Here is a 24,097-nt window from a genome sequence, read left to right as displayed (position 1 = left end):
CATGATCGATCCGTCGACCTTCGCCCAGCGGCGTCAGCGTTTCTTCGCACAGCTCGGGGAAGCTGCTGCCGTGATTCCGGCGGCAACCCTGGTGACCCATCACGCCGACTGCGAGTGGCCCTTCCGCCAAAACAGCGACTTCTGGTACCTCACTGGTTTTGATGAACCCGAGGCGGTGGCCCTGTTTTTGCCTCACCGGCCCGAGGGTGAGCGCTACGTGCTGTTTGTGCAGCCCCGCGAGGCCAGCGCCGAGGTTTGGAACGGTTTCCGTTGGGGTACTGAAGGCGCCGTGGCCGAGTTTGGCGCTGACCTGGCCCACCCGCGCAGCGAGCTAGAGCAGCGCCTGCCCGACTACCTCAGGGGCGCTGAGGGCATCGCCTTTCGCGTTGGCAAGCACCCGAAGGTGGAGCCGCTGGTGCTGGCGGCTTGGGCCGCTCAGCTCGACCGAGCCCCCCGCAGCGGCCGGGCCGCACTGGGCCTGGTGGCCCCCTGTCCGCTCCTGCACGAGCTGCGGCTGCGCAAGGGCCCCGAGGAGCTGGAGCGCATGCGCGAGGCGGCGCGGATCTCGGCCGAGGCCCATGAGCTGGCTCGTCAGGTGGTGCGGCCTGGCCTCAATGAGCGGCAGGTGCAGGCCGTGATTGAGCAGCACTTCCTGGAGCAGGGTGCCCGTGGCCCGGCCTACGGCACGATCGTTGCCGGCGGCGATAACGCCTGCGTGTTGCACTACATCGCCAACAACGCCCCGCTGAACGACGGCGATCTCCTGTTGATCGATGCCGGTTGCTCCTTAGCCGACTACTACAACGGCGACATCACCCGCAGCTTTCCGATCAACGGACGCTTCAGTGGCGAGCAGCGCGCCCTCTACGAGCTGGTGCTGGCGGCCCAGGAGGCGGCGGTGGATTCGGTGGCCCCGGGCTTTAGCGCTGAAGGGGTGCACGAGACCGCCCTGCGGGTGCTGGTGGCGGGCCTGCTGGACCTAGGGCTGCTGGCGGGATCCCTTGACGGGGTGATCGAGCAGGGGGCCTACCGCCACCTCTACATGCACCGCACCGGCCACTGGCTTGGCCTTGATGTACACGATGTGGGGGCCTATCGCCTCGGTGAGCACCACGTGGAGCTGGAGCCGGGCATGGTGCTCACCGTGGAGCCGGGCCTCTACGTGAGCGATCGGCTGCCGGTGCCAGAGGGCCAGCCGGAGATCGAAGCTCGCTGGAAGGGCATCGGCATTCGCATCGAAGACGATGTGGCGGTAACGGCCCATGGCCATGAAAATCTCACCACCGCCGCCCTGAAGTCTCCGGCGGCGCTGGAGCGCTGAGGTTTAGGGCAGGGCATCAGCCCAGCTGCGGCAGGAGCGATTCCAGCAGGTTGGCCGTGCTTGGAATCACCACATCGGCGCCGGCCTCCAGCAGCCTGGCTTCGTAGGCGGCTCGCGCTTCGGGCTGCCTGTGCAGATGGGGTGGCGCTACCGCAAAGCTCAAGAAGCGCTGAGCTGGGCACTGGGCAGGGCACTGGGCGCGGGCGCGCTGCACGGTGAGCACATCGGCCACCGTGTCGCCCAGGTAAATCACCGGCGCTGCGCCAGCCCCCAGGCTCTCGCCGGCCAACCGGCTGGCTAGCAGCAGCAGGCCGGTGGGATCGGGCTTATCTGGCGCATCGCCCATGGCGATCAAGGGCGGATTGGCGAGCCCCAGGCGGGTTTGCAGCACGTAACGGCAGGAGGGGGGCTCAGCGCCACTCACGAAGCCGTAGGCCAGCCCTGCAGCCTCCAGAGCGGCAAAAAAGGCTTGCGGCACCAGTAGGGGCTCGTCGCGGATGAAGCCCCGCCAATGGCCCGGATCGCCGGCGGGATCGCCGCCGAAATAGAAGCCTTCGAACACCGCCACCAGCTCCTCAAACGCCGGTAGCGGGGTATGGCCGGTGCGGCGCAGCAGCTCCATCGAGGCCTGCCAATCGTTGTTCCAGCTTCCTTCGCTTTTAAGGCCGTCGATGGCGGCGGGCTCGGGACGCTGGCCATGGAAGTGGTGCACCGTTTCGACGATTGCCCGGCGGTAGCTGGCGCTTACATCGCGGATTACGCCATCGATGTCGAACAGCACGACGGCCCGGGGCGGAGAGGCGAACATGGGCATCAAGATTGGCTTTCAGGAACAGGCATCGCTTTCAAACTGGACGCTGGCTGCAGCGGTGGCCTCACTGCCGAATAGTTCAGCTGCCAGTGCCGGGCTGATCGTGAAGGTGTTCAGCCCTTCAGCGGCCAGGTGGCTGAGTTCGCTGGGCTGGCGCAAGCTGGCCACCAGCAGCCGCACGCTGGAGCCGAGCCCCGCAAGGCATCGCTGCATGGTGACCACTTCGGCTAGCCCATTGCGCCCCTGATCCTGGATGCGGCCCAGGTAGGGGGCGATGTATGCGACTCCCAGGGCCGCGGCGATCAGCACCTGGTGGGGCTCGTAGCAGGCGGTGAAGGTGACGGCAACGCCGGCGCCAACCAGCTCCCGGGCAACCGCTGCTCCCTGCTTGGTCACCGGCAGCTTCACGGCGATGCGGCCGGGGGCCAGGGCCGCTAGTTCCTGGCCGCAGCGCAGCATGTCTGCCGTGGTGGCGCCCCATGCCTGCAGGTGGAGTTCGGCGATGCCATGGGCCAGGGCCGTGCGGCTGAGGGCTGCCAGGCTGTCGAGGGTGCAGGGCTGGGCGGCCCGGCGCAGCAGGGTGGGGTTGGTGGTTACGCCGTGAAATAGGCCGCTGGTCAGCCACTGCTGCCAGGCTTTGGGATCTGCCGAATCGAGGAACAGGCGCAGGGCCATAGCCGCAGGCGGGGGCCGAGGGCGGCCAGGCGGCTGGTAGGTTAGTTCTTTGCTCTGTTGCCTTGAGCACTGACCCCATGACAGCCATTGAGAGCGCTCCTGACGCAGCAGTAACCGACATGGCCGAAGTGGCCGCGGCTGCCGAAGACACCACCACCCAGGGGCGTCCGGTGATGCGTGGCGGCAGTGCGGCTCTGGCGACCGCCATCATTGATGAGGATGGCGTTCCCTCTGGCTATACCCCCAAGGCTGACGAAGGTCGTTTCCTGCTCAAGATCCTGTGGCTGCCTGACAACGTTGCCCTAGCGGTGGATCAGATTGTTGGCGGTGGTCCGAGCCCTCTTACTTCTTACTTCTTCTGGCCCCGGGAAGATGCCTGGGAAACCCTCAAGACCGAGCTCGAAGGCAAGAGCTGGATCACCGATAACGAGCGCGTTGAGGTGCTCAACAAGGCTACCGAGGTAATCAACTACTGGCAGGAAGAAGGAAAAGGCAAGAGCCTGGACGACGCCAAACTCAAGTTTCCTGATGTCACTTTCTGCGGTACGGCCTGATCGTCGCTGAATTCTGAAGCTTAGTTTTTTGCCCAGATAAAAATTATATCTACAAGCGCTCCGCAAGGAGTGCTTTTTTATTCATCTTTTTTTATGCATCGTTTTGCTGAGTAACGGTATAGTCATAAAAAATCCGGAATACAACCCTAGGCACGGGTTGAAGTCCGGAATGAAATTCCTTGAAAATCTAGATTCCTTGAAAATCTAGATTCTTTGAAAATTAAACCGCTTTGCTAGCTTGAAAGCGGGCGCGAGAAGCAGCCAGTGCTTGCTGGGCTTTGAGCTTGTCTGGGCTAGCTGGCTTGCCCTCAAATGCAGCTGCTGCCGATTGGGCAGCCTCAAAGGCAGCCTCTGCGGATGCAGCATTAATTGAGCTGCCCAGCTCAGCGGCATTCACCAAAACGGTGACCTCGTCGGCCTCCACTTCGGCGAAACCACCCATCAGGGCGATCGTTGACCAAGCGCCGCCGGAGCGGAGACGCATTACGCCTGTATCCAGGGCTGCCAGCATGGTGACGTGGCCAGGCAGTATTCCTACTTGCCCAGTGGTGCTTGGCAGGATTACCTCTTCGGCGGTTCCATCAAAAACGCTCTGATCAGGGGCCAGAACGCGGAGGGTGAGACTCATGGGTAGGGGTCCTCAGGGAAAAGAAGGAATCAACCCTTGGCGTCGGCAAGAATCTTGGCGGCCTTGGCCCTCACCTGGTCGATGTTGCCCACCAGGTAGAAGGCAGCTTCAGGTAGGTCGTCTAGCTCGCCGGCCAGAATCATGTTGAAGCCCTTGATCGTGTCGTCCAGCTTGACGTACTCACCCTTTTGACCGGTGAAGATCTCGGCCACAAAGAAGGGCTGGGAGAGAAACTTCTCGATCTTGCGGGCCCGGTCAACCGTGCGGCGGTCGTCCTCGGAGAGTTCGTCGAGACCAAGAATCGCAATGATGTCTTGGAGCTCTTTGTAGCGCTGCAGGGTGCTCTGCACAGAGCGGGCGGTGCGGTAGTGCTCATCACCCACCACGGCTGGCTGAAGCATGGTGCTGGTGGAATCCAGAGGATCCACGGCCGGGTAGATGCCTTTGGAAGCCAGGCCCCGGCTCAGCACGGTGGTGGCGTCCAGGTGGGCAAAGGTGGTGGCAGGTGCCGGGTCGGTGAGGTCGTCTGCAGGTACGTAGACGGCCTGGATCGAAGTAATCGAGCCTTCCAGGGTGGAGGTGATGCGCTCTTGCAACATGCCCACGTCGGTGCCGAGGGTGGGCTGGTAGCCCACAGCTGAAGGCATGCGGCCGAGCAGGGCCGATACTTCTGAGCCGGCCTGCACGAAACGGAAGATGTTGTCGACGAACAGCAAGACGTCTTGCTTGTTCGTATCGCGGAAGTGCTCAGCCATGGTGAGTGCTGAGAGACCCACGCGCATGCGGGCACCAGGGGGCTCGTTCATCTGGCCATAGCAGAGAGCCACCTTCGATTTAGAAAGGTCGTCGGGGTTGATCACACCCGATTCCTTGAATTCCTCGTAAAGGTCGTTACCTTCCCGGGTGCGCTCGCCAACGCCAGCGAACACGGAAACGCCGCCGTGCTCCTTGGCGATGTTGTTGATTAGCTCTTGGATCAGCACGGTCTTGCCTACGCCGGCGCCGCCGAACAGGCCAACCTTGCCTCCTTGGCGGTAAGGAGCCAGCAGGTCGATCACCTTGATGCCGGTCTCAAAAACCTTGGGCTTGGTCTCCAGCTCAGTGAGGAGGGGGGCGGCGCGGTGGATCGAAGCGGTCAAGGTGGTGGTTACTGGACCCTTCTCATCCACCGGCTCGCCGAGCACGTTGAAGATGCGACCGAGGGTGGCCTCGCCCACGGGTACGCAAATTGGGGAGCCGGTATCAATAGCTTCCATGCCACGGACCAAGCCGTCGGTGGTGCTCATGGCAACAGCACGGACTCGGTGATCGCCCAGCAACTGTTGGACTTCAGCGGTAAGAGCGACTAGCTGACCGGCCGAATTTTTGGCCTCAATCCGAAGCGCGTTGTAAATCTTGGGCAGCTTGCCGGCCGGGAATTCAACGTCTAAAACCGGGCCAATCACCTGCCGGACGGTGCCTTTGGTGCCGGTGGCGGTAGCAGCTGCCATAGGTAAGGAAATCTTGGGGAAGCGCAGGGGGAATCAGCCCGCCTGAAGCGGCGCAACCTTACCACCGCGACAGGCGGTGGACCCTGTTCAGCATCTGTTCGCCCTGGTGGTTCGGTCACCCGCACGCTCTGGGCCTGGGCACCGGAACTTGATTGGGCATAAGTTGGCACTCGTTGAGCTCGAGTGCTAAATCGCCCCTCAGGCCCACTCAAGTTCACTGTTCTGTGGCGTCTCAGGCGTCATGTCATTGCTCCCGCAATCCATCCATGGCTGCTGTTTCTCTCAGCGTCTCCACGGTTAAGCCCCTCGGAGATCGCATTTTTATCAAGGTTGCCGAATCGGAGGAGAAGACCGCCGGCGGCATCCTTCTGCCTGACACTGCCAAGGAAAAGCCCCAGGTGGGCGAGGTGGTGCAGATCGGCCCCGGCAAGCGCAACGACGACGGCAGCCGCCAGGCTCCTGAGGTCAGCGTTGGCGACAAGGTGCTCTACAGCAAGTACGCCGGTACCGACATCAAGCTCGGCAGCGACGAGTTTGTGCTGCTATCCGAGAAGGACATCCTCGCCATCGTCAACTGACGACTGGCCGATTACTGAATCCGACCTAACCCCATAAGGACATCGCCTTCCATGGCTAAGCGCATTATTTACAACGAGAACGCTCGCAGAGCTCTCGAAAGAGGTATCGACATTCTGGCTGAGGCCGTTGCTGTCACCCTTGGACCCAAGGGCCGCAACGTGGTGCTTGAGAAAAAGTTTGGTGCTCCCCAGATCATCAACGACGGCGTCACGATCGCCAAGGAGATCGAGCTCGAGGATCACATCGAGAACACCGGTGTGGCCCTGATCCGTCAGGCCGCCTCCAAGACCAACGACGCAGCTGGTGACGGCACCACCACCGCCACGGTTTTGGCCCACGCCATGGTCAAGGCAGGCCTGCGCAACGTGGCTGCGGGCGCCAATGCGATCACCCTCAAAAAGGGCATCGATAAGGCTTCCGATTTCCTCGTAGGCAAGATCAAGGAGCACGCCAAGCCCATCTCCGACTCCAGCGCCATCGCCCAAGTAGGCACCATCTCCGCCGGCAACGACGAAGAGGTGGGGCGCATGATCGCCGATGCGATGGACAAGGTTGGCAAGGAAGGCGTGATTTCCCTGGAAGAAGGGAAATCAATGGTTACCGAGCTAGAGGTCACCGAAGGCATGCGCTTCGATAAGGGCTACATCTCGCCCTACTTCGCCACCGACACCGAGCGCATGGAAGCGGTGCTCGAAGAGCCCTACATCCTGCTCACAGACAAGAAGATCGGCCTGGTGCAGGACCTGGTGCCCGTGCTTGAGCAGATCGCCCGTACCGGCAAGCCCCTGCTGATCATTGCCGAGGACATCGAGAAGGAAGCCCTCGCCACCCTCGTGGTCAACCGCCTGCGCGGTGTGCTCAACGTGGCGGCAGTCAAGGCTCCTGGTTTCGGTGATCGCCGCAAGGCCATGCTCGAGGACATCGCCGTTCTCACCAACGGTCAGCTGATTACCGAGGACGCCGGTCTCAAGCTTGAGAACGCCAAGTTGGAGATGCTGGGCACCGCCCGCCGCATCACCATCAACAAGGACACCACCACCATCGTGGCCGAAGGCAACGATGTGGCTGTGAAGGCCCGCTGCGAGCAGATCCGCAAGCAGATGGACGAAACCGACTCCTCCTATGACAAGGAGAAGCTGCAGGAGCGTCTTGCCAAGCTGAGCGGCGGTGTGGCCGTGGTCAAGGTGGGTGCCGCCACCGAGACCGAGATGAAGGACAAGAAGCTGCGCCTGGAAGACGCCATCAACGCCACCAAGGCGGCTGTTGAAGAAGGAATCGTTCCTGGTGGTGGCACCACCTTGGCCCACCTGGCCCCCGCCCTCGAGGAGTGGGCTGCGGCCAACCTCTCTGGCGAGGAGCTGATCGGCGCCCACATCGTGGCCTCCGCGCTGACCGCGCCCTTGATGCGCATCGCTCAAAACGCTGGCGTCAATGGCGCTGTCGTGGCTGAGAACGTGCGCAACAAGCCCTTCAACGAGGGCTACAACGCCGCCACCGGCGAGTACGTCGACATGCTGGCTGCTGGTATCGTCGACCCCGCCAAGGTGACCCGCTCCGGTCTGCAAAATGCCGCCTCCATCGCCGGCATGGTGCTGACCACCGAGTGCATCGTGGCCGACATGCCAGACAAGAAAGATGCAGCTCCCGCCGGTGGCGGCATGGGCGGCGGCGACTTCGACTATTGACAGCGAGATGGGTGCCTTCTAGGCCCCACTCCTTCATCGTCAGCGAGGGCAGAAGGGTTTTCCTTCTGCCCTTTTTTTGTTCGTTTCCGTTCAGCCAAGCGGGCCCATCCATCCCGGCTGTATCGGTTGCCACCTTTAAAGGCTCTTTTGGTAGCGGTTGCTACTGGCTGCTGATCCGTTGGTCTTCAGGGTGGCGCCTGCTTTTGGCTCAGCTGTGCCGCTGCTGTTTGCAACCGATCTGGCCCTTCGCAGCGCCAACAATGGTTTTGTGCTGGTGAGTGCTGCCCTGGTGCTGATGATGACGCCAGCTCTGGCACTCTTTTATGCGGGCTTTGTTCGTAGCCGCAACGTGCTTAACACCATGGTGATGAGCTTCACCGCCATGGCCCTGGTGAGTGTGCTCTGGGTGTTGTTCGGCTACAGCCTGGCCTTCTCTCCCGGCAGCGGTCCCCTAGCTCCTTTCATCGGCGGGTTGCAGTGGGCGGGGCTCAGCAATTGGTCGGCGCCCTATGGGGATGGGCAACTCAGTCACGGTGCCGTTGCCCTGTTCCAGGTCACTTTTGCGATAATCACTCCGGCGCTGATTTCCGGTGCCGGTGGTGGAGCGGATGCATTTCCGCGCCTGGATGGTGTTTCTGCTGCTCTGGAGCACCTTCATCTATCTACCCCTGGCCCACATGGTGTGGGGCCCCGGTGGGTTCCTGGGCAGCTCCGGCCTCGGTGCTATCGACTTCGCCGGTGGCCTGGTGGTGGAACTGGCCTCGGGCGTGGCCGCCGCCGTTGCTGCCTTGGTGGTGGGCCGGCGTCGCAGTGGGGGCGTGGGCTATGCCGCCCCACCCCACAACGTGCCCTTCATCCTGTTTGGGGCGGGCCTGCTCTGGTTCGGCTGGTTTGGCTTCAATGGTGGTAGCGGCCTGGTGGCAGGCAATTTGGCCTCCCTTGCCTGCCTCACCACCAATACCGCTGCCGCTGCAGCTGCCCTGGGCTGGATGCTGCTGGAAACATGGCAGCGCGGCAAGCCCACTGCCGTGGGTGTGGCTACCGGCGCCGTGGCCGGCCTAGTGGCGATCACCCCAGCGGCTGGCTATGTGAGCCCTCTGGCGGCTGTGTTGATCGGCTTTGCGGCAGCACTAGTTTGCAGCTATGCCATGCAACTCAAGAACTGCTGGCGGCTAGATGACAGCCTCGATGTGCTGCCGGTGCATGGCGTGGCCGGGTTGCTCGGCACTCTGCTAACTGGAGTGTTCACGTTGAAAAGCCTCAATCCCGCTGGCGCCGATGGACTGCTAGTGGGCCAGCCAGGTCAGCTCTGGATTCAGCTCAAGGCCGCAGGATTCACCATCCTTTTTGTTGGAGTAGGCACGTATGTGATTCTTCTACTGATTCGCCTGGTGATGCCACTGCGTGTTAACGATATTCAGGAGCAGCAGGGCCTCGATATCAATGCTCACGGCGAAGAGGCCTAAAACAGCGAATACACCGGTTAACCGGAGATGAAATTGAGGGCTGCGCCGTTATTGCAGTAGCGCTTGCCACTGGGCTTAGGGCCGTCGTCAAACACGTGGCCCTGATGGCCGCCGCAGCGCCGGCAGTGGTATTCGGTGCGGGGCACGATCAACTTGAAGTCCACCTTGGTGGCGATCCCTTTGGGCAGCGGTTGCCAGAAGCTGGGCCAGCCGGTGCCGCTCTCGTATTTGGCCTTGGAGCTAAACAGGGGCAGGGCGCAGCCAGCACAAACAAAAGTGCCTGGGCGTTTTTCGCTATTCAAGGGGCTGGAGAAGGGCCTTTCGGTGCCTTCCTGGCGCAGCACGTTATAGGCGGCAGGGTTGAGACGCTTCTTCCAGCTGGCTTCGCTGAGCTGCCAGGCGGGATCTTGGGCCTTGGAAGCTGCTTCGGCGCGGGAGACGCCAGTGAAGAAGGCGCCCAGGCTTGATCCCAGGGCTACCAGCAGATTGCGTCGCGGCATTGGCGTCACAGACCTAACCGAGCCAGCCGGCGCTGAGCACAACAGCCAGACCAAGAAAAATTGCTAGCAACGTCCAGCTGATGCGGTTGAGGGTGGCTTCGGCGCTACGGGCACTGGTGAACATCGAACCGCCGCTAGCGGCCAGCCCGCCCATGCCATCGCCCTTGGGGCTATGTAGCAGCACGCTGATGATCAGCAGAACGCCACTGCCAATCCACACCCATGACAAAACTGAAGTGAACATGGGCCTCTTTGGATAGGGGCAGGTTAAACGCCCAGGGTCTGGGGGATGGGACTGGATGCGGCTGCGGTGCCAGTTGCCAGGATCAGTGATTCACCGCTCATGGTTGCGGGCTTGGGCAAGTGCAAGATCTCCAGCAGGGTCGGGGCGATGTCGGCTAAGCCGCCATGGTCACGCAGCGACACATTGGTGCCGTGGCCGGGCAGCTTGCGTTTCTCGCCCTCAACCAAAATTACGGGCACGGGGTTTGTGGTGTGAGCCGTCCAGGGGCGACCATCTGGGCCCTCCATCACTTCGGCATTGCCGTGGTCTGCGGTGATCAGCAGCGTGCCTCCCATGCGGTTGGTGGCCTCCATCAGCTTTCCTACGCAGGTGTCGACAGTGGTGATTGCTTCAGTGGTGGCTTTCATTTTGCCGGTGTGCCCCACCATGTCCGGATTGGCGTAATTGATTACTACCAACGAGTAAATGCCCTTTTTGATTGCGGCAATACAACTTTCAGTGAGCTCGCCGGCGGACATTGCCGGGGATAGGTCGTAGGTAGCCACCCGGGGGGAGGGGACTAGGTGGCGATCTTCTCCAGGGAAGGCCTGCTCAATGCCCCCATTCATGAAATAGGTAACGTGAGGATATTTTTCGGTTTCAGCTGTGCGGAACTGGCGCAGCCCCGAGTTCGACACCACTTGGCCCAGTAAGCCATCGAGAGATTCGGGCGGAAAAGCTACCGCTACGGGCAAGCCCCTTTCGTATTGGGTGAAGGTGACCACATCCAGTTGGGCTTGGCGCTGCCGGGAGAAGTCGTCAAATTCCGGCAAAACCAGGGCGCGGATCAACTGGCGCACCCGGTCGGGCCGGAAGTTGAAACACACCAGAGCGTCTCCGCTCTTGATCAATCCCTCCGCCAATCGCAACGGTTCGAGGAATTCGTCGCCGATCTCTTGGGCGTAGGAGGCGTGGATGGCGTTGACCGGGCTCAGCTCGGATATCTCGCTTGGTTCGGTTAAGAGTCGATAGGCCTTTTCGGTGCGGTCCCAGCGGTTATCGCGATCCATGGCCCAGTAGCGGCCGCAGAGGGTAGCGATTCGGCCCACGCCGGCCCGACTGATCTGCTCTTGAACCTGGGTGACGAATCGGGGGGCACTGCTCGGGTCCGTGTCCCGGCCATCGGTGATCACGTGGATGCAGACATCCTTGAGACCGCGGCTCGCGGCCCATTGCAACAAACCCCCTAGGTGGGTGATGTGACTGTGCACGCCCCCATCGGAGCACAGGCCGATCAGGTGCAGGCAGCCGCCCTTGAGAAGTAGGCGGTCGGCTAAGGAATTGAGCGCAGGGTTGGCGGCCAGGCTGCCGTCCTTGACAGCTTGGCTGATCCGCACCAGCTCCTGGCGAATGATTCGACCGGAGCCGATTGTGAGATGGCCCACCTCAGAATTGCCCATCTGATGATCTGGCAGGCCGACAGCGGCGCCGCTGGCCTCAATCAGGGTGTGGGGGTAGGCGTGCCAGAGGGCATCCATCACCGGGGTGCTGGCAGCACGTATGGCGTTGTGATCGGCTTCGTGGCTGTAACCCCAGCCATCCAAAATGGCGAGTACTACCGGGGCCACAGAGGATGAAGCCCTAGAGGCCGATGCTGGGCCTGGCACCAGGGTGGATTGCTGCTGGGAGGGAATAGTCGTCACCCGTCTGGCCTAGCGACGTTGAACCAACGCCTTCCAAAACCAACTTACAGTGCAAATGTGCTGCGATCCCAACTGCTTCCCTCGGGGTCAGCCTTTGGTCACACAGCCAACCAGCCCTAGCCGACTCCTTATTCCCTAATGCATCGGCTTGAACTGCTCTCATCCCTGGATTTGGGCCGCACCCTTGACCGGCTTGCCTCCCAGGTGTTGGAAGGCGTGGCCGATAGCAGCTCCTTGGTGCTTCTCGGCATACCCACCCGTGGAGTGGCGTTGGCTGAGGTTTTGGCCTCCCGCTTGGCAGTCTTAGCCGGCCATCCGATCGACCAAGGCAGTGTCGATCCCACCTTTCATCGAGATGACCTGGAGCGAGTCGGCACCCGCCTGGGCCAGCCCACCGATTTGCCCGTGGCTCTGGATGGGCGCCAGGTTGTGTTGGTGGATGACGTGATCTTTACGGGGCGCACTGTGCGGGCGGCCCTTGAAGCCTTGCAAGCCTGGGGGCGGCCCAAGCGGGTCAGCTTGCTGGCCATGGTGGATCGCGGTCACCGGGAGCTGCCGATCCAGCCTGATTTCTGTGGAAAGCTAGTGCCCACCAGTCGCCAAGAATCAATCCAGCTCTGCCTACAGGAGATCGATGGCGAGGAGGGGGTGTTCCTGTTGCGGCCGGAGCTCTAGCGAGAGTCAGGCAAGCGATCAGGCGGGAGCCAGCTCATCTGAGCGGAAATGGGCTCGAAATTTGCCGAAGGCAACTACCACCGGCAAGGTTGGGCTGATCACCCGGCCCTTCCACTCGTTGAGAACGGTGACCACCTCACCCTGTTGGCCTTTGAGATCGAAGGCGACCCCGCGGTGCTGGGGGTGGTGGTAGACGACCACGCTTTGGGAGACCTGAACCTGATCACCTGGCTGCATGGCTCCAGAGCTTCATCGCGGGGCCAATCTTGTCACGCGCCAATCACCGCTTGCTGGATCGGCGCTGACAGGCCGTCTCCGGCCCGGCCTCAACCACCTGTCCACCTAAGGCCCGACAGGCCTCCTGGAACGCGGACCACTCGTCCATACCCTGGGAGATTCGTTGGCGCACATGGGCATCGAGTTGGGCGGCGGGCACGGTGTGGGGCAGCTGGCCATGGGCGTCGTGTTCGCGCTCCTGCACTGACAAGCCTTCGATGCCCTTCTGCACCTTGGCTTGTAGGCCGCGGCTCTGGGTCTTCCACCAGGGATGGTCAATGCGGGTGAGGGCTTCGAGGGCCTCCCACCAGCGCTTTTGCTCTGTGAGGCCCTTGGCCCGCTCCAGCTGCAGCCGGTTGCGAGTCCAGTTTTCACTGAGTTTGTCGCCCAGGCTGTCGCCGTCGGCCCGGTGGTCATCGCCCATCACAGCCAGGATCTTCAGGGCAGCGGGTAGGTCGCCCTCCTGGAAGCGGGTCATGGCGCGCTGCTGCAGGTTTTGCTGCCACACCAGCAGCCGCTGGCGGTCGGCTTCGCTGCCGGCAAGGGAGTTCACCAGTTGCAATTGCAACTGCAGAGCCTCGCCCCAGCGCTCCTGCTGCCAGAGCTGGGCCGCTTTGCGGCGCCGGCAGCTGCCTTGTTCGGCAGGGGCCTGCCCCCCCAGCCAGCGCAGGGCTTCGAGCTGTTCGCTGTAGCGCAGGCAGGCTTCTAAGTCGCCGCTCCTTGCCGCCTGCTCCAACCGTTGCGGCAGCTGCTGCTCCCACCAGTAGGTCGCCCCAATGCCGCAGGCCACAAGACCCAGGGTGAGACCCAGCCAGAAACGGGGCAGCCTGTGGCGGCGTAGGGCCAAGGCAAATACGGAAGTATGAAACTTAGTTTTATGGACGCTGCGGCCGAGATGCCGTCAGCGGAGGGCAGCGCTTGCGGCGTCCACTTAAGTTTGCCGCTAACTCTCAGCGCACCGGGCCAAGAAGTTGGGGGGCGCTGAGGCGACCACTGCGTAGGTCCGTGACCTCCAGCACCAGCTGGCCCTGGTCGTTGACAGAAAATGACAACCGCAGACAGTCCTCGCCAGGCTGTCCCGGCACGTCCAGGGCAAGGTCTGGGGGTTGCTCGCTCCAGGGCATCACTCGGGCTTGCCCCGCTGGTCGCGGACGCAGCACCGGTAGCCCGGCCTCAAACACCACCTCGCTGCGTCTTTCGTTGTCTGGTTCTCCCAGCACCAGCTCCAGGCTTCGCTGGTTGGGGCTGCTGCAGGCGAGCACGATTTCCAGCGGCCGCTCACTCGGCCAGGTTTGTCCCGCCACAAACAGCGGTTGCCAGTGATGGCGGCTGGAGCGCTGATCCCAGCAGCGCAGGCAAATTCCGTGGCGCAATACATCCCGCACCCGCACCCCCGGGGTGAGGGCCAGGGCCCCCAGGGCTACGGCTTCCACCGGCCGGCTTTCCTGCAGGGGAATGCCGCCGCAGCGCTCCTGCAGCCATTGGCGGATCAGGGGCATGCGGCTGCTGCCACCAACCGGCAGCAGGGCGGTGATCTGGTTTGGGGCCAGTCCATCGCGGCGGGCTCCCGCCAACACGACCTCCAACAGATCATCGAGTTGGGCCAGCAAGCCCCGCTCCACCAACAAGGCGTTTAAGCGGCTGCGACTCAGCCGCAGTGGTTGGGGAGGCAGGCCCGCTGGACTCCAGAACACCAGGGCCTCTTCGGCGCTGCTGAGCTGGCATTTGAGCGATTCAGCTGCCTCCAGCAGGGCCCCATTAAGGGGGGCTCCGGGACAAAGGTGGGCTGCGATCCAGCGATCTATATCCCGGCCTCCCAGGGCTACCCCCGCCTTGCCGATCACCCGGGCACAGCGCAGGGCCTGGCGACTTGAACTCAGATCCCGGCCGGCGAAGCGCAGCAGCTGGGCCATGGGCGCCGGGCGACCCTCGCCACCCTCTAGGGCCACCAGGGAGAGGTCGATGGTGCCGCCTCCCAGGTCCACCACCAGCACCGTGCTGCCGGCAGGCAATCCCGCACCGATGGCTGCGGCGGTGGGCTCGTCCACCAGGGCCAGCTCCGGCACCTCTAGCTCGCGGCATACCTCCTGCAGCCATTGGCGGTAGCGGGGGTAGCTGTCAATAGGAGCGGTCAGCACCAGCCGCTCGGGCGCAAGCCCTGGCGGCAGGGCGGCCCAGAGTTGCCTCAGCAGCAAGGCTCCGGCCTGTTCTGGCCGCAGTGGCAAGGCTGGGGGTGGTTGGGGCGCCGGGCAGGGGAGCGCGCCTATTTGCCGTTTGAAGTCCCGATGCAACTGGGGGCCATCGCTGTGGGCCAGGCCCGCCTCCAATACCTGGCGACCGATCAGGGGCCGTGGCATGGCTGGATCGCTGAGCCATAGCAGCGTTGGCACCGCAACCGGCTCGCTGGTGCTGTAAGGCGGCAGGGCCAGCAGCTTGGCCGCGGTGTCTGGCCCCTGGTAGGCCACCACCGTGGTGCTGCTGCCTAGATCAATCGCCAGCGTGCCCCGCATTACACCCTTCTAAACGGGGAGTTGCCGCTGTTGACCTAGGTTGAGGTGATTGAAAGGTTGCCCATGCAGAGCGGTATTGACGTCAACTACAAGGAACTGGCCCAGCGGGCCGAGAGCCTGATCCGCCACACCAGCAACCGTTACCTCACCACGGTGAAGATTGCTTTTCGGGCTAAGCAGCGTCGTTTCGATGATTTCGATGGCCTGCTTGACGATTCAATGATCAAACCCGTGCAGCGGGCCATCATCGAAATGAGCGATGAGCAGGACCAGCCCGATTTGCTGCCCGGCTGATTCGGCGGATGCTTGTTCAAGAAGGTGAGGGGTGGAGGTGGCTGGAGGATTCAGCCCGCCACCCCTTTTCTTTTTTGATTGGTGGCCAGGGCTGGGCCTCTGAGCTCACAGCGGAGGAGGCCCGTGGGCTGGGTCAGGCTCTGGTGCAGTTGGTGCAAGAGCACCATGATCTGGCCAGTCAGTTGATGGCTGAAGAGTCGATCAGCATTGAGCTAGAGCGCGGCCCTTTGTGGATTGCCTTGGAAGGCGACCGCAACGCCTGGTCACTGCGGTTTGTGCTCACGCCTGGGGCTGATTGCCGTGCCGTTGAGGGCAGCTGGCTACCCGGGCCTAGCGCGGCTTTGGTGGCGGCCCTGGCTCAGGGGGCTGGCGGCTAGCTGGGGCATGTGGGCAAGCCAGCACGGTTGCAGCTGAGACCCAGCGGCAGTTGAAGCTGTTCAGCACTGCTGATCATTGCCGTATTCCCGCCCAGCCCCCAGATCACTCTTGGTTTTGCTCAGTTTTTCCCCAGGTCAGTTGTTCAGATGGGTCTTGCCCACTAGGGCCTGGGGAGAAGCTCGCTGCCAGAGCCTTTCCCCTTGACAGCGCTGGCTCCAGCCTCACCGCTTGGCCCAAAGGCGAGGGGGCCATGGCAAATGCTCTGGCAGAGCTGGGTTCTTAGCTTTGGAGGCTGGCCAGGGCAGCTTCGCCAGGCCATTTGACGGGCCCGGCCCGATGTGGAGAACTGGTGCCACACAAGGCCGTTATTTCCCATGGATCTGCAGACTCCCGTCCGAGCTCAAGCTCCCGTGGAGGGGGAAGGCTTAACGGTGAGCTTTCGCGCAGAGGTGCCTGAGGCATTACTGGCCTCGATGCGTGGCTTTATCGACCAGCACCCCAATTGGGATCAATACCGGTTGTTTCAAGCTGCCCTGGCTGGTTTCCTGGTGCAGAACGGCCTTGGCGACCGGGAAGTCACCCGCTGCTACCTGGCAAATCTCTTTCCCGCCCAGGCGAGCTTCAGGCAGCAGTGAGCTGGCCCCGGTCCTCCTGGCCGAAGAGTTGCTGGTAGGCGGCCGTGAGGGTGCAGGCCGCCGCTGGCAACGCCACCACCAGCCCGATGAGCAGCACCAGGAAGCCGGCCAGCACCATGGCCAGCAGCACCAGGGTTAGGCCTAGGGCTTGGAGCCAGTGGGGATCGGTGGCGGCCCGACCGCTGCGAAAGGCTGCCAGGGGGGTAAGCCCTCCGATTAGGGCTAGCGGCAGGCTCAGAATTTGATCGGCGCTCAAATAAACAATGGCTGCCAAACCCGCCACCAGCGGTAGGGGGGCTAACAGAGGTTGAATCATCGTGAGCAGCCAGGAGCTCGCCTGGGCCAGGCGCACTATCAGTGCCAGCACCACCAGGATCAGCACCACGGTTCCAAAGCAGCGCAACATCGCTCTGCCATCGACCCGGATCAGTGCTCCCAGCCTGGGTCGCCCCTGATTGAGAGCTAGTTGGGCCCCCCGCATCAACCCCACCACCAGCCAAAGCCCGGTAAGGGCATAGATGATCCAGGCCGCCGCCGCCAGGGTGATGGCGATGGGGTCGGGCTTGCCCAGCAGCGACAGCACCAGGCTGCTTTCGTAGCGATAAAGAAGCTGGGCAGCCAAATTGGCGCCGCCGCTCAGCAGGGTGAACCCCATCAGCACCCAGGGGCAGTGGCTGAAGGCAGCCCAGCCCCGCTCGACGGCGCTGCGGATGGCTAGGGGGGGCTTGGGGCTGATCCGGGCCAGTTGGCTCATGGTGACTCAAGCAGGTCCAGCAGTCGCTTGGCACTGCTGGGCTCAACCGGCAGGATCGAAAGACGGTTGCCCCGCTTCACCACCCCCAGCTGCTCGGGGCTGAAGTTTTCCCGTAAGGCATCCAGGCTGAGCAGCTGCTGGAAATGGCGTAAGTAGCGCAGCCGGCAACAGTCCCAGCGGGGCTTTTGCAGGCTTGCGGCGGGATCGAAATATTTGGAGTTGGGATCAAATTGGCTGGGGTCGACAATCTGGGTTTCAACCACCTCCATCAAGCCCACGATGCCCGGTGGTTTGGTATTGGAGTGGTAGAAAAAAGCCCGATCGCCAATTTGCATGCTCCGCATAAAGTTGCGAGCCTGGTAGTTGCGAATGCCGTCCCATAGGGTGCTGCCCTCCCGCTGCAAATGATCAATCCCGTAGACATCGGGCTCACTTTTCATCAACCAATAGGCCATGGCCAGTTGCGTTCGCCTGGTGCGCGAATGTTAGGAGCTAAATAGCTGAACGCCCTTACAGCGACATCACCAGCTGGCGGAAATGATCACCACGGGCCTCAAAATCGTTGTATTGGTCAAAGCTGGCGCAGGCAGGGGAAAGCAGCACAGCTCGGCAGCGATGGCTGCGGGCTAATTGGTCGGCCAGGGGTACGGCTTCAGCCAGACTGTCGCAGCAGTGCACAACTCCACTAAGGCCTGCCTGGCTAAGTAGTTGATCAAACTCTGCCTGGGCAGCTCCGTAGAGCACCACCGCTGCGGCTTTCTGTTGCAAGGCTGCCAGCCAGCTATTGGGATTTCCCTGCTTCGATTCACCACCGGCTAGCACTACTAGCGGACCGTCCAGGGCATGCAGCGCCACCTCGGCGGCGTCGTAGTTGGTGGCCTTGCTGTCGTTGTAGAAGCTGATGCCTTCCTGCTCGCGGATGAGCTCAAGCCGGTGGGGCACGCCGGTAAAGGAGCGGAAGGCTTGCTCCATCTGGGCGCCGCTCAAGCCGGCTTCGAGCCCGGCCGCAGCGGCCAGCAGCATGTTTTGGCGGTTGTGGGCGCCGGGCATGGCTAGGCAATCCGCAGCCATTAAAAGTTTGCCGGGGCCGGTCTCGCCGGGCTGGGGGGCTTGCCATACCTGGCCAGCTTCGATCCAGAGACTGGGCTGGATCGTGGGGGGGAGGTCCTCCCGGCTGCCGGCGGTGACCCAGATGGCCCGCTGCAAGCCGGCGGCATGGGCGCGTAGGTCGGCGTCATCGGCGTTGAGTATGGGCGACGTGGAACGCTCCAACAGGCTGCGTTTGATGGCCCGGTAGGCCTCAATGGTGCCGTGGCGCTCGAGATGGTCGGGGGTCAAGGTGGTCCAAATTCCTACCCGTGGTGCCACTTGAGGGGCCGATTCGATCTGATAGCTGCTGAGCTCCATCACCAGCCAGTTGGGTTGGGGATCGCCGCGCTCCAGTCGCTCCAGCACCAGCTCGGCCCCAGAGAAGCCAACGTTGCCGCCCATGGGGGCATCGAGCCCAGCGTGCTGAAGCAGGTGGCTCACCAGGTGGGTAACGGTGGTTTTGCCATTGGTGCCGGTGATGCCGATCCAGGGCACGTCGCCACTGGCTTGGAAAGCCAGCTCCATTTCGCCTTTGGTGCTTACTCCTGAGTTGCGCAGCTCCACCAGGGTGGGATGGTCCCAGCGGATGCCTGGACTCACCACCACGGCTGCTGGAGTAGGGCCAAGGGCGGCAAAGGCGTCGCCGTGGAGGGGCACGCCTAGCAGCACATCAATGCCTGCCTGGCGCAACTCGCTCGCTTTGGTTTCAAGTGCTGGGCTGGATTGGATCTCAATCACCAGCACCGCATGGCCGAGATGGTTAAGCAGCCGAGCAGCACCAATCCCTGAACGAGCAAGTCCAACAACAACGGTCAATTCCCTTGTTGCATCTGCCATCTCGAAACTTAGGGCTAATACTGAACTTTTAAAATGGGCGATACTGGATTCGAACCAGTGACTCCTACCGTGTCAAGGTAGTGCTCTACCTCTGAGCTAATCGCCCCAGAAGCTTTGCCAGGTTACAGGTAGGCCTGATTCAGGTAATCACTCAGCAGCGCACCAGCTCGATTCGCCAGCGCTCCCGCTTGGTTGCTGTGACCGTCTCAAGCTGCAGTTCGCCCCGGCCCTCCAGCTGAACCCGGTCTCCCACCGTCAGCGGCCGGCTGGGACTGCTGACTGGCTGCCAGTTGAGTCTCACCCTGCCTTGGCGGATCAGCTCGGCCATGCGGTTGCGAGATAACCCGAATCCGGCAGAGGCCACCGCATCGAGGCGCAGGGAGGCTTCCACGGTTTGAAAGCGGCGGGGCAGGCGCGGCGCCGGAAGTTGCAACTCATGCAGGGGGCGGGCTTCCAGGGCCACCTCCACCGTGCGCACCACAGCGGTGCGGCCATCAAAGGCAGCAGCTTGAGCAGCCGTGAGAATTGCCTGGGCACCCCGGTCGCCTCGCAGCCAGAGATCGCCCAGCTCTCCCTCCGCAGCGCCGAGGGCTAGCAGGCCCGCGCGGAAGTCTTGTCGCTCAGCCGGGTCAAATAGGAAATTGCCGCCCAGCTCCAGGCCCATCAGGCCGGCGGCAACTTCATCGGCATCAATGGCTGCGTCGTAGCGCTGCAAAAGCAGACGCTGGCGTTCAGCTCCTGGGTAGCCCCCCCGGCTGGCCATCTCCAGCTCGGCCAGCCCTGCCAGGTGCTCTTGGGCCTGCTCAAGCAACGCCCCATCAAGAAAGGGAGTCCACACCGGCTCCCAGGTGCGCAGGGCCTGGTCTGCGGCAGCGATCACGGCTTCAAGGTCCCTAGCCATCGCCCAGTCGCACCACCGCCAGGGGTTTGGCCTGCTGCAGGGAGGTCCAAGGCATATCGATGCCGTTAGCGGTTTCGGCCAGCAGCAGCCAGTTGCCTTCTTCCACCCGGTTGCGCAGGCTGCGGATGCGGTCGTCCTCTTCGGAGCGCACGCTCGCGGCGGCTGCAAAGCTGCCCATCCAGCCCGAACCCATGCCGAGCAGGGCGCCGATCAGGTGCTGGCTCCAGGCACCCGCAAAGGCGAAGGTGTCCAGATCGGTGATGTAGGTGAAGGTGAGGCCAGCCAAAAAGCCAAAGGGAATTAGCCAGCGCGCCATGCCCTGCTGGCGGGCCCGCCTTGCCACCGCAGGGTTTAGCCGGGCCACCTCGGCCATGGCCTGCTCTCCCTCTCCGATGGCCTCCAACTGCAGCAGCGGCGGCTGCAGCTCGGCCAGTCGATCCCGAAGCTGATGCAACCTTTTGCGGTCGTTCAGAACTACCACCACACTTGTGCCCACGCTGCGCCTTGCTCAGTGTTGTTGGGGCGATTCTCGCCGCTCACTACACTGCACGGCCGGCTCTCCGCTTCGCACCGCCGGGCATGACAAAGGTTCTCGTTTCGGATCCCATCGACCAGGCGGGGATCGACATCCTGTCCCAGGTGGCTCAGGTTGATGTACGCACTGGCCTGCCCCCCGAGGAGCTCAAGGCGATCATCGGCGACTACGACGCCCTGATGATTCGCTCAGGCACCACGGTGACTGCCGAAATCATCGAAGCGGCCGACAAGCTGCGGATCATTGGACGAGCCGGCGTCGGCGTCGACAACGTCGATGTGCCGGCGGCCACCAAGCGCGGTGTACTTGTGGTGAACTCGCCGGAGGGCAACACCATCGCCGCCGCTGAGCAGGCCTTAGCCCTGATGCTGGCCCTGTCGCGCCACGTGCCCCATGCCCATGCCAGCACCATGGCCGGCGGCTGGGATCGCAAGAAATACGTGGGCAACGAGCTCTACAAGAAAAAGCTGGGCGTGGTGGGTCTCGGCAAGATCGGCTCCCACGTGGCCCGGGTGGCCAAGGCGATGGGCATGGACGTGATGGCCTACGACCCCTACGTGTCTGCCGAGCGGGCCCAGCAAATGCAGGTCCGACTGCTGCCCCTGCCCGCCCTGTTTGCCGAAGCTGACTTCGTCAGCCTGCACCTGCCCCGCACCCCAGACACCGAGAACCTGGTGAACGCGGAGCTGCTCAAGACAATGAAATCGACGGCGCGGATCGTTAACTGCGCCCGCGGCGGCATCATTGACGAAGCGGCCCTCGCTGAGGCGGTTGAGAACGGCACCATCGGCGGCGCTGCCCTTGATGTGTACGCCAAAGAGCCCCTAGAGGCAGGTTCGCCCTTGCGGCAGGTGAAGGAGCGCCTAATCCTCACGCCCCATTTGGGTGCCTCCACCGAAGAAGCCCAGGAAAACGTCGCGATCGATGTGGCCGAGCAGATCCGCGACGTACTGCTTGGCTTGCCTGCCCGCAGCGCCGTGAATATTCCTGGCCTCAATGCCGAGGTGATGGAGCAGCTCAAGCCCCACCTGCAATTGGCCGAAACCCTGGGTCAGCTGCTGAGCCAGCTGGCTGGTGGCCCGATCAGTGAGCTCGAGGTGAGACTCCAGGGCGACTTCGCCGCCCACCCTGCCCAGCCGCTGGTGGTGGCGGCCCTCAAGGGTCTGCTTTCCACCGCCCTGGGCGACAGCATCAATTACGTGAACGCCAGCTTGGAGGCCAAGGAGCGCGGCATCCACGTGCTCGAAGTCAAGGATGACGCCAGTCGTGATTTCGCCGGTGGTTCGCTGCAGCTCAGCTGCCGCAACTCCCAGGCCAGCCACAGCGTTACCGGAGCGGTGTTCGCCGAAGGCGAGCTGCGCATCACCACCATCGATGAATTTCCGGTGAACGTGGCTCCAAGCCGCCACATGCTGTTCACTCGCCACCGGGACATGCCCGGGATCATCGGCCAGTTGGGCTCCCTGTTGGGCGAGCACAACGTCAACATCGCCTCTATGCAGGTGGGCCGCCGCATCGTGCGTGGTGACGCCGTGATGGTGCTCAGCCTCGATGACCCCATCCCCCCCAGCCTGCTGGTCTCGGTGCACGCCATCAACGGCATTCAGGAAGCCCACCCGGTAACCCTTTGATGGCCGCTGCCCCGGGCTGGTGGCGACTCGAGCTGGCCTCCCTGCCGGAGCTGGAGGAATCCCTGCTCTGGAAGCTCGCTGACCTGGGCATAGCTCGGGTTGCGGTTCAGCACCGTCCCGAAACCCCCAGCCAGCGGCAGCTGATTGCCTGGTTGCCGGCAATCGATTGGCCTGAGTTGGAGCGGCAACAGCTGGCTCTGGCTCTGGCGCCCCTGGCCGAGCCCTTCGGCTTGGCCCTGCCCCCGCTGCGGTGGAGTCAGCAGGCCGATGAAGACTGGAGCCTCAGCTGGAAGCAGCACTGGCAGGCCGATCCTGTGGGCAAGGGGCTGCTGATCCTGCCTGCGTGGCTGCCCTGTCCGCCCGAGCATGCCGAGCGGCGGCTGATTGCCATGGATCCGGGCAGTGCCTTCGGCACCGGCAGCCATCCCACCACCAGGCTGTGCCTGGAGGCCTTGGAGCTGCTGGCCGCCATGACGCCAGAGGGGCTGGCTGGCCTGCGGGTTGCCGACCTCGGCTGCGGTAGCGGCGTGCTGGGCCTGGCTGCCCTGCGGCTGGGCGCGGCCTCGGTAGCGGCTGTCGATACCGATTCGCTGGCAGTGCGAGCCACCACCGACAATGCCGCCCTCAACGGGCTCACGCCTCAAGTGCGGGTGCAACTGGGCTCGGTAGAAGCCCTCGCTGAGCTGCTCGAGGGCCAGCCGGCCGATCTTTTGCTGTGCAACATCCTTGCTCCGGTGATTCAGGCCCTTTGTCCAGCCTTCAACACCGTGCTGGCTGCCAACGGCGTGGGTCTGCTCAGTGGCCTGCTCGTTGACCAGGCTCCGGCGTTGCAGCTGGCCCTGCGGGACGAGGGCTGGCAGGCCGAACTCACTGCCGAACAAAGCCAGTGGGGCCTGATGACGATCCGGCGTGTCGCATAAGGCACGCTGATCTGTGCCTTCAATTTGATTGGCCTTCCAGCGTTCTGGCCGCCAAATCGACAGTTAGGGCGTCCGGCGGATGTATGAAGGGCGAGTCCTACAGGCCCGGCTTCCGGGTGCCTGTGAGCCCCAATCTTTTTCATGGCTTCCTACAAGGTCACCCTCATCAGCGAGAGCGAAGGCCTCAACAAGACCATCGAGGTTCCTGATGACCAGTACATCCTCGACGCTGCTGAAGAGCAGGGCGTTGATCTGCCCTACTCCTGCCGCGCCGGCGCTTGCTCCACCTGCGCAGGCAAGCTGACCTCCGGCACCGTCGACCAAAGCGACCAGAGCTTCCTCGACGACGACCAGATCGAAGCTGGTTTTGTGCTCACCTGCGTGGCCTACCCCACCAGCGATTGCACCATCAAGACCCACGCCGAAGAAGAGCTCTATTGAGCCCCAGATCAGCCTGCGCAGGCTCGGCAAATCCCGGACCTGCGCTTGAGCAATCTGAACTTCTCTGCCACCCTTAGGGGGTGGCTTTTTGCTGTCATTCCCGAGCCGCAGTTCTGTGTCAGCCCAGGCACCCCCCTCCCGGGGCAACGTCGCAGCCCTGCTGGAGCCAGGGAGCGAGCACACCAGCCCCGGCGGCCACTACAGCTATCGGGTGCTGGGCCCCTGCTGCCGCCTGTTTGATCGCGAGGAGTTGCCCTGGCCCTGCTGTCGGTTGGCCTGGCATAGCAAGGAGCCAAGCTGGCGGCGCATCGGCCGGCGCTTTGTGCCTGATCTGGCCTCCCGCCGCTGCCCGTCCTATGCCGTTGAGCTGCTGCAGCCCGGCGCCCGCCCCACCCGCACGGTTATCACCCTGTTCCCGATGCGGCTTGAATCCCAGTTGCAGGAGTGGTGGTACAGCAAGCAGCCCACCTCCCTAGACCTGACCAACTGCAAGCCACCGCCTTTTACGGCCAATAAAAAAGCCGGTGCTGTTGCACCGGCTGAACAAGGGGATTGAGGCTAAAAGTTGATCTGTTATTAAAAGTTG

28 protein-coding genes, 1 tRNA gene and 1 pseudogene are annotated in these 24,097 nt (G+C 63.0%); 14 read left to right on the top strand and 16 right to left on the bottom strand.

What is annotated here, in order from left to right; translation table 11 throughout:
• Nucleotide 1 precedes the first annotated feature (1 nt).
• Entirely contained in the window at nucleotides 2–1,321 is a 1,320-nt protein-coding gene (locus KBY85_RS01680; RefSeq protein ID WP_254959841.1) for an aminopeptidase P N-terminal domain-containing protein, read from the top strand.
• Between the two features lie 16 nt (nucleotides 1,322–1,337).
• Here the strand turns inward: KBY85_RS01680 and KBY85_RS01675 are convergent, their stop codons facing one another.
• Both KBY85_RS01675 and KBY85_RS01670 read right to left on the bottom strand, forming a co-directional pair.
• Entirely contained in the window at nucleotides 1,338–2,129 is a 792-nt protein-coding gene (locus KBY85_RS01675; protein WP_254959840.1) for a TIGR01548 family HAD-type hydrolase, read from the bottom strand.
• An 18-nt stretch (nucleotides 2,130–2,147) separates the two neighbouring features.
• Nucleotides 2,148–2,807, bottom strand: a complete 660-nt coding sequence (locus KBY85_RS01670; RefSeq protein ID WP_254959839.1) for a transaldolase family protein — start codon at nucleotides 2,805–2,807, stop codon at nucleotides 2,148–2,150.
• A 77-nt stretch (nucleotides 2,808–2,884) separates the two neighbouring features.
• Here KBY85_RS01670 and KBY85_RS01665 point away from each other — a divergent pair, with 77 nt between their 5' ends.
• Nucleotides 2,885–3,361, top strand: coding sequence for a 30S ribosomal protein PSRP-3 (locus KBY85_RS01665; protein WP_396121796.1), 477 nt, complete (start codon nucleotides 2,885–2,887; stop codon nucleotides 3,359–3,361).
• Nucleotides 3,362–3,581: 220 nt separating this feature from the next.
• On the opposite strand, the gene atpC is transcribed toward KBY85_RS01665, so the two are convergent.
• Nucleotides 3,582–3,989 (bottom strand): ATP synthase F1 subunit epsilon, encoded by a 408-nt coding sequence (gene atpC / locus KBY85_RS01660; protein WP_106502320.1) that lies wholly within the window; start codon nucleotides 3,987–3,989, stop codon nucleotides 3,582–3,584.
• Nucleotides 3,990–4,018: 29 nt separating this feature from the next.
• A complete protein-coding gene (gene atpD / locus KBY85_RS01655; RefSeq protein ID WP_254959838.1) occupies nucleotides 4,019–5,479 on the bottom strand; it encodes a F0F1 ATP synthase subunit beta in 1,461 nt (486 codons plus the stop codon).
• Between the two features lie 266 nt (nucleotides 5,480–5,745).
• Between atpD and groES the strand changes: the two genes are divergently transcribed.
• The 4 genes and pseudogenes from groES to KBY85_RS01635 all read left to right on the top strand — a co-directional run bounded on the left by groES (nucleotide 5,746) and on the right by KBY85_RS01635 (nucleotide 9,209).
• On the top strand, nucleotides 5,746–6,057 hold the full coding sequence (gene groES / locus KBY85_RS01650; protein WP_254959837.1) for a co-chaperone GroES: 312 nt from the start codon (nucleotides 5,746–5,748) through the stop codon (nucleotides 6,055–6,057).
• A 51-nt stretch (nucleotides 6,058–6,108) separates the two neighbouring features.
• A complete protein-coding gene (gene groL, locus KBY85_RS01645; RefSeq protein WP_254959836.1) occupies nucleotides 6,109–7,743 on the top strand; it encodes a chaperonin GroEL in 1,635 nt (544 codons plus the stop codon).
• Between the two features lie 295 nt (nucleotides 7,744–8,038).
• A pseudogene (locus KBY85_RS01640) lies at nucleotides 8,039–8,278 on the top strand (ammonia channel protein); the annotation flags it as partial.
• Between the two features lie 55 nt (nucleotides 8,279–8,333).
• Nucleotides 8,334–9,209 (top strand): ammonium transporter, encoded by an 876-nt coding sequence (locus KBY85_RS01635; RefSeq protein ID WP_254959835.1) that lies wholly within the window; start codon nucleotides 8,334–8,336, stop codon nucleotides 9,207–9,209.
• Between the two features lie 17 nt (nucleotides 9,210–9,226).
• On the opposite strand, the gene msrB is transcribed toward KBY85_RS01635, so the two are convergent.
• The 3 genes from msrB to gpmI are packed head-to-tail and all read right to left on the bottom strand — an operon-like array spanning nucleotide 9,227 to nucleotide 11,560.
• A complete protein-coding gene (gene msrB, locus KBY85_RS01630) occupies nucleotides 9,227–9,709 on the bottom strand; it encodes a peptide-methionine (R)-S-oxide reductase MsrB (RefSeq protein ID WP_254959834.1) in 483 nt (160 codons plus the stop codon).
• 13 nt (nucleotides 9,710–9,722) lie between these two features.
• Nucleotides 9,723–9,953, bottom strand: coding sequence for a preprotein translocase subunit SecG (gene secG, locus KBY85_RS01625; RefSeq protein WP_254959833.1), 231 nt, complete (start codon nucleotides 9,951–9,953; stop codon nucleotides 9,723–9,725).
• A gap of 23 nt (nucleotides 9,954–9,976) precedes the next feature.
• Nucleotides 9,977–11,560 carry a 2,3-bisphosphoglycerate-independent phosphoglycerate mutase gene (gene gpmI / locus KBY85_RS01620; protein WP_254959832.1) on the bottom strand — a complete coding sequence of 528 codons (1,584 nt, stop codon included), beginning with the start codon at nucleotides 11,558–11,560 and terminating at the stop codon, nucleotides 9,977–9,979.
• Between the two features lie 213 nt (nucleotides 11,561–11,773).
• Here gpmI and pyrR point away from each other — a divergent pair, with 213 nt between their 5' ends.
• Nucleotides 11,774–12,310 carry a bifunctional pyr operon transcriptional regulator/uracil phosphoribosyltransferase PyrR gene (gene pyrR / locus KBY85_RS01615; RefSeq protein WP_254959831.1) on the top strand — a complete coding sequence of 179 codons (537 nt, stop codon included), beginning with the start codon at nucleotides 11,774–11,776 and terminating at the stop codon, nucleotides 12,308–12,310.
• An 18-nt stretch (nucleotides 12,311–12,328) separates the two neighbouring features.
• On the opposite strand, the gene KBY85_RS01610 is transcribed toward pyrR, so the two are convergent.
• The 3 genes from KBY85_RS01610 to KBY85_RS01600 form a co-directional block, all read right to left on the bottom strand.
• Complete coding sequence (locus KBY85_RS01610; RefSeq protein ID WP_254959830.1) at nucleotides 12,329–12,547, bottom strand: ferredoxin-thioredoxin reductase variable chain; 219 nt, start codon at nucleotides 12,545–12,547, stop codon at nucleotides 12,329–12,331.
• Between the two features lie 43 nt (nucleotides 12,548–12,590).
• A complete protein-coding gene (locus KBY85_RS01605; protein WP_254959829.1) occupies nucleotides 12,591–13,433 on the bottom strand; it encodes a hypothetical protein in 843 nt (280 codons plus the stop codon).
• A gap of 103 nt (nucleotides 13,434–13,536) precedes the next feature.
• Nucleotides 13,537–15,096, bottom strand: a complete 1,560-nt coding sequence (locus KBY85_RS01600) for an Hsp70 family protein (protein ID WP_254959828.1) — start codon at nucleotides 15,094–15,096, stop codon at nucleotides 13,537–13,539.
• 63 nt (nucleotides 15,097–15,159) lie between these two features.
• Between KBY85_RS01600 and KBY85_RS01595 the strand changes: the two genes are divergently transcribed.
• The 3 genes from KBY85_RS01595 to KBY85_RS01585 all read left to right on the top strand — a co-directional run bounded on the left by KBY85_RS01595 (nucleotide 15,160) and on the right by KBY85_RS01585 (nucleotide 16,403).
• A complete protein-coding gene (locus KBY85_RS01595) occupies nucleotides 15,160–15,390 on the top strand; it encodes a DNA-directed RNA polymerase subunit omega (protein WP_254959827.1) in 231 nt (76 codons plus the stop codon).
• Nucleotides 15,391–15,398: 8 nt separating this feature from the next.
• The gene (locus tag KBY85_RS01590) at nucleotides 15,399–15,767 is read left to right on the top strand and encodes a DUF1818 family protein (protein ID WP_254959826.1); all 369 of its coding nucleotides are present in this window, start codon (nucleotides 15,399–15,401) and stop codon (nucleotides 15,765–15,767) included.
• 375 nt (nucleotides 15,768–16,142) lie between these two features.
• The gene (locus KBY85_RS01585) at nucleotides 16,143–16,403 is read left to right on the top strand and encodes a DUF2811 domain-containing protein (protein ID WP_254959825.1); all 261 of its coding nucleotides are present in this window, start codon (nucleotides 16,143–16,145) and stop codon (nucleotides 16,401–16,403) included.
• Here the strand turns inward: KBY85_RS01585 and KBY85_RS01580 are convergent.
• The 6 genes from KBY85_RS01580 to KBY85_RS01555 form a co-directional block, all read right to left on the bottom strand.
• Nucleotides 16,390–17,157 (bottom strand): hypothetical protein, encoded by a 768-nt coding sequence (locus KBY85_RS01580; protein ID WP_254959824.1) that lies wholly within the window; start codon nucleotides 17,155–17,157, stop codon nucleotides 16,390–16,392. The genes KBY85_RS01585 and KBY85_RS01580 overlap by 14 nt on opposite strands.
• A complete protein-coding gene (locus KBY85_RS01575; protein WP_254959823.1) occupies nucleotides 17,154–17,612 on the bottom strand; it encodes an EVE domain-containing protein in 459 nt (152 codons plus the stop codon). Before KBY85_RS01575 ends, KBY85_RS01580 begins: the two co-directional genes overlap by 4 nt.
• Nucleotides 17,613–17,667: 55 nt before the next feature.
• The gene (gene murD / locus KBY85_RS01570) at nucleotides 17,668–19,083 is read right to left on the bottom strand and encodes a UDP-N-acetylmuramoyl-L-alanine--D-glutamate ligase (RefSeq protein ID WP_254959822.1); all 1,416 of its coding nucleotides are present in this window, start codon (nucleotides 19,081–19,083) and stop codon (nucleotides 17,668–17,670) included.
• A gap of 34 nt (nucleotides 19,084–19,117) precedes the next feature.
• Nucleotides 19,118–19,189: transfer RNA gene (locus tag KBY85_RS01565), tRNA-Val, on the bottom strand.
• Between the two features lie 45 nt (nucleotides 19,190–19,234).
• Complete coding sequence (locus KBY85_RS01560; protein WP_254992947.1) at nucleotides 19,235–19,984, bottom strand: photosystem II S4 domain protein; 750 nt, start codon at nucleotides 19,982–19,984, stop codon at nucleotides 19,235–19,237.
• Complete coding sequence (locus KBY85_RS01555) at nucleotides 19,977–20,480, bottom strand: hypothetical protein (protein WP_254992945.1); 504 nt, start codon at nucleotides 20,478–20,480, stop codon at nucleotides 19,977–19,979. Before KBY85_RS01555 ends, KBY85_RS01560 begins: the two co-directional genes overlap by 8 nt.
• An 83-nt stretch (nucleotides 20,481–20,563) precedes the next feature.
• Between KBY85_RS01555 and serA the strand changes: the two genes are divergently transcribed.
• From serA to KBY85_RS01535, 4 genes are all read left to right on the top strand, one after another.
• Entirely contained in the window at nucleotides 20,564–22,150 is a 1,587-nt protein-coding gene (gene serA / locus KBY85_RS01550) for a phosphoglycerate dehydrogenase (RefSeq protein ID WP_106502302.1), read from the top strand.
• The gene (gene prmA / locus KBY85_RS01545) at nucleotides 22,150–23,070 is read left to right on the top strand and encodes a 50S ribosomal protein L11 methyltransferase (protein ID WP_254959819.1); all 921 of its coding nucleotides are present in this window, start codon (nucleotides 22,150–22,152) and stop codon (nucleotides 23,068–23,070) included. The genes serA and prmA overlap by 1 nt, the downstream gene beginning before the upstream one ends.
• A 141-nt stretch (nucleotides 23,071–23,211) precedes the next feature.
• Complete coding sequence (locus tag KBY85_RS01540) at nucleotides 23,212–23,511, top strand: ferredoxin (protein WP_106502300.1); 300 nt, start codon at nucleotides 23,212–23,214, stop codon at nucleotides 23,509–23,511.
• A gap of 115 nt (nucleotides 23,512–23,626) precedes the next feature.
• Complete coding sequence (locus KBY85_RS01535) at nucleotides 23,627–24,067, top strand: hypothetical protein (protein WP_254959817.1); 441 nt, start codon at nucleotides 23,627–23,629, stop codon at nucleotides 24,065–24,067.
• The last annotated feature ends 30 nt before the right edge of the window (nucleotides 24,068–24,097 follow it).

This window comes from Cyanobium sp. BA5m-10 (assembly GCF_024346255.1).
Lineage (GTDB): Bacteria > Cyanobacteriota > Cyanobacteriia > PCC-6307 > Cyanobiaceae > Cyanobium_A > Cyanobium_A usitatum.
The sequence above is the reverse complement of the archived record's forward strand: the minus strand, read 5'-3'. Positions and strand labels throughout refer to the sequence as shown.

Excerpts from the sequence above, each read along its gene's own strand:
- prmA (WP_254959819.1), top strand. The coding sequence starts at position 22,150 with ATGGCCGCTGCCCCGGGCTGGTGGCGACTCGAGCTGGCCTCCCTGCCG.
- KBY85_RS01595 (WP_254959827.1), top strand. The coding sequence starts at position 15,160 with ATGCAGAGCGGTATTGACGTCAACTACAAGGAACTGGCCCAGCGGGCC.
- pyrR (WP_254959831.1), top strand. The coding sequence starts at position 11,774 with ATGCATCGGCTTGAACTGCTCTCATCCCTGGATTTGGGCCGCACCCTT.
- KBY85_RS01600 (WP_254959828.1), bottom strand. The coding sequence starts at position 15,096 with ATGCGGGGCACGCTGGCGATTGATCTAGGCAGCAGCACCACGGTGGTG.
- KBY85_RS01580 (WP_254959824.1), bottom strand. The coding sequence starts at position 17,157 with ATGAGCCAACTGGCCCGGATCAGCCCCAAGCCCCCCCTAGCCATCCGC.
- atpC (WP_106502320.1), bottom strand. The coding sequence starts at position 3,989 with ATGAGTCTCACCCTCCGCGTTCTGGCCCCTGATCAGAGCGTTTTTGAT.
- KBY85_RS01590 (WP_254959826.1), top strand. The coding sequence starts at position 15,399 with ATGCTTGTTCAAGAAGGTGAGGGGTGGAGGTGGCTGGAGGATTCAGCC.
- groL (WP_254959836.1), top strand. The coding sequence starts at position 6,109 with ATGGCTAAGCGCATTATTTACAACGAGAACGCTCGCAGAGCTCTCGAA.
- KBY85_RS01610 (WP_254959830.1), bottom strand. The coding sequence starts at position 12,547 with ATGCAGCCAGGTGATCAGGTTCAGGTCTCCCAAAGCGTGGTCGTCTAC.
- serA (WP_106502302.1), top strand. The coding sequence starts at position 20,564 with ATGACAAAGGTTCTCGTTTCGGATCCCATCGACCAGGCGGGGATCGAC.
- KBY85_RS01665 (WP_396121796.1), top strand. The coding sequence starts at position 2,885 with ATGACAGCCATTGAGAGCGCTCCTGACGCAGCAGTAACCGACATGGCC.
- atpD (WP_254959838.1), bottom strand. The coding sequence starts at position 5,479 with ATGGCAGCTGCTACCGCCACCGGCACCAAAGGCACCGTCCGGCAGGTG.
- secG (WP_254959833.1), bottom strand. The coding sequence starts at position 9,953 with ATGTTCACTTCAGTTTTGTCATGGGTGTGGATTGGCAGTGGCGTTCTG.
- KBY85_RS01670 (WP_254959839.1), bottom strand. The coding sequence starts at position 2,807 with ATGGCCCTGCGCCTGTTCCTCGATTCGGCAGATCCCAAAGCCTGGCAG.
- msrB (WP_254959834.1), bottom strand. The coding sequence starts at position 9,709 with ATGCCGCGACGCAATCTGCTGGTAGCCCTGGGATCAAGCCTGGGCGCC.
- KBY85_RS01560 (WP_254992947.1), bottom strand. The coding sequence starts at position 19,984 with ATGGCTAGGGACCTTGAAGCCGTGATCGCTGCCGCAGACCAGGCCCTG.
- KBY85_RS01575 (WP_254959823.1), bottom strand. The coding sequence starts at position 17,612 with ATGGCCTATTGGTTGATGAAAAGTGAGCCCGATGTCTACGGGATTGAT.
- murD (WP_254959822.1), bottom strand. The coding sequence starts at position 19,083 with ATGGCAGATGCAACAAGGGAATTGACCGTTGTTGTTGGACTTGCTCGT.
- KBY85_RS01680 (WP_254959841.1), top strand. The coding sequence starts at position 2 with ATGATCGATCCGTCGACCTTCGCCCAGCGGCGTCAGCGTTTCTTCGCA.
- KBY85_RS01585 (WP_254959825.1), top strand. The coding sequence starts at position 16,143 with ATGGATCTGCAGACTCCCGTCCGAGCTCAAGCTCCCGTGGAGGGGGAA.
- KBY85_RS01675 (WP_254959840.1), bottom strand. The coding sequence starts at position 2,129 with ATGTTCGCCTCTCCGCCCCGGGCCGTCGTGCTGTTCGACATCGATGGC.
- KBY85_RS01540 (WP_106502300.1), top strand. The coding sequence starts at position 23,212 with ATGGCTTCCTACAAGGTCACCCTCATCAGCGAGAGCGAAGGCCTCAAC.
- groES (WP_254959837.1), top strand. The coding sequence starts at position 5,746 with ATGGCTGCTGTTTCTCTCAGCGTCTCCACGGTTAAGCCCCTCGGAGAT.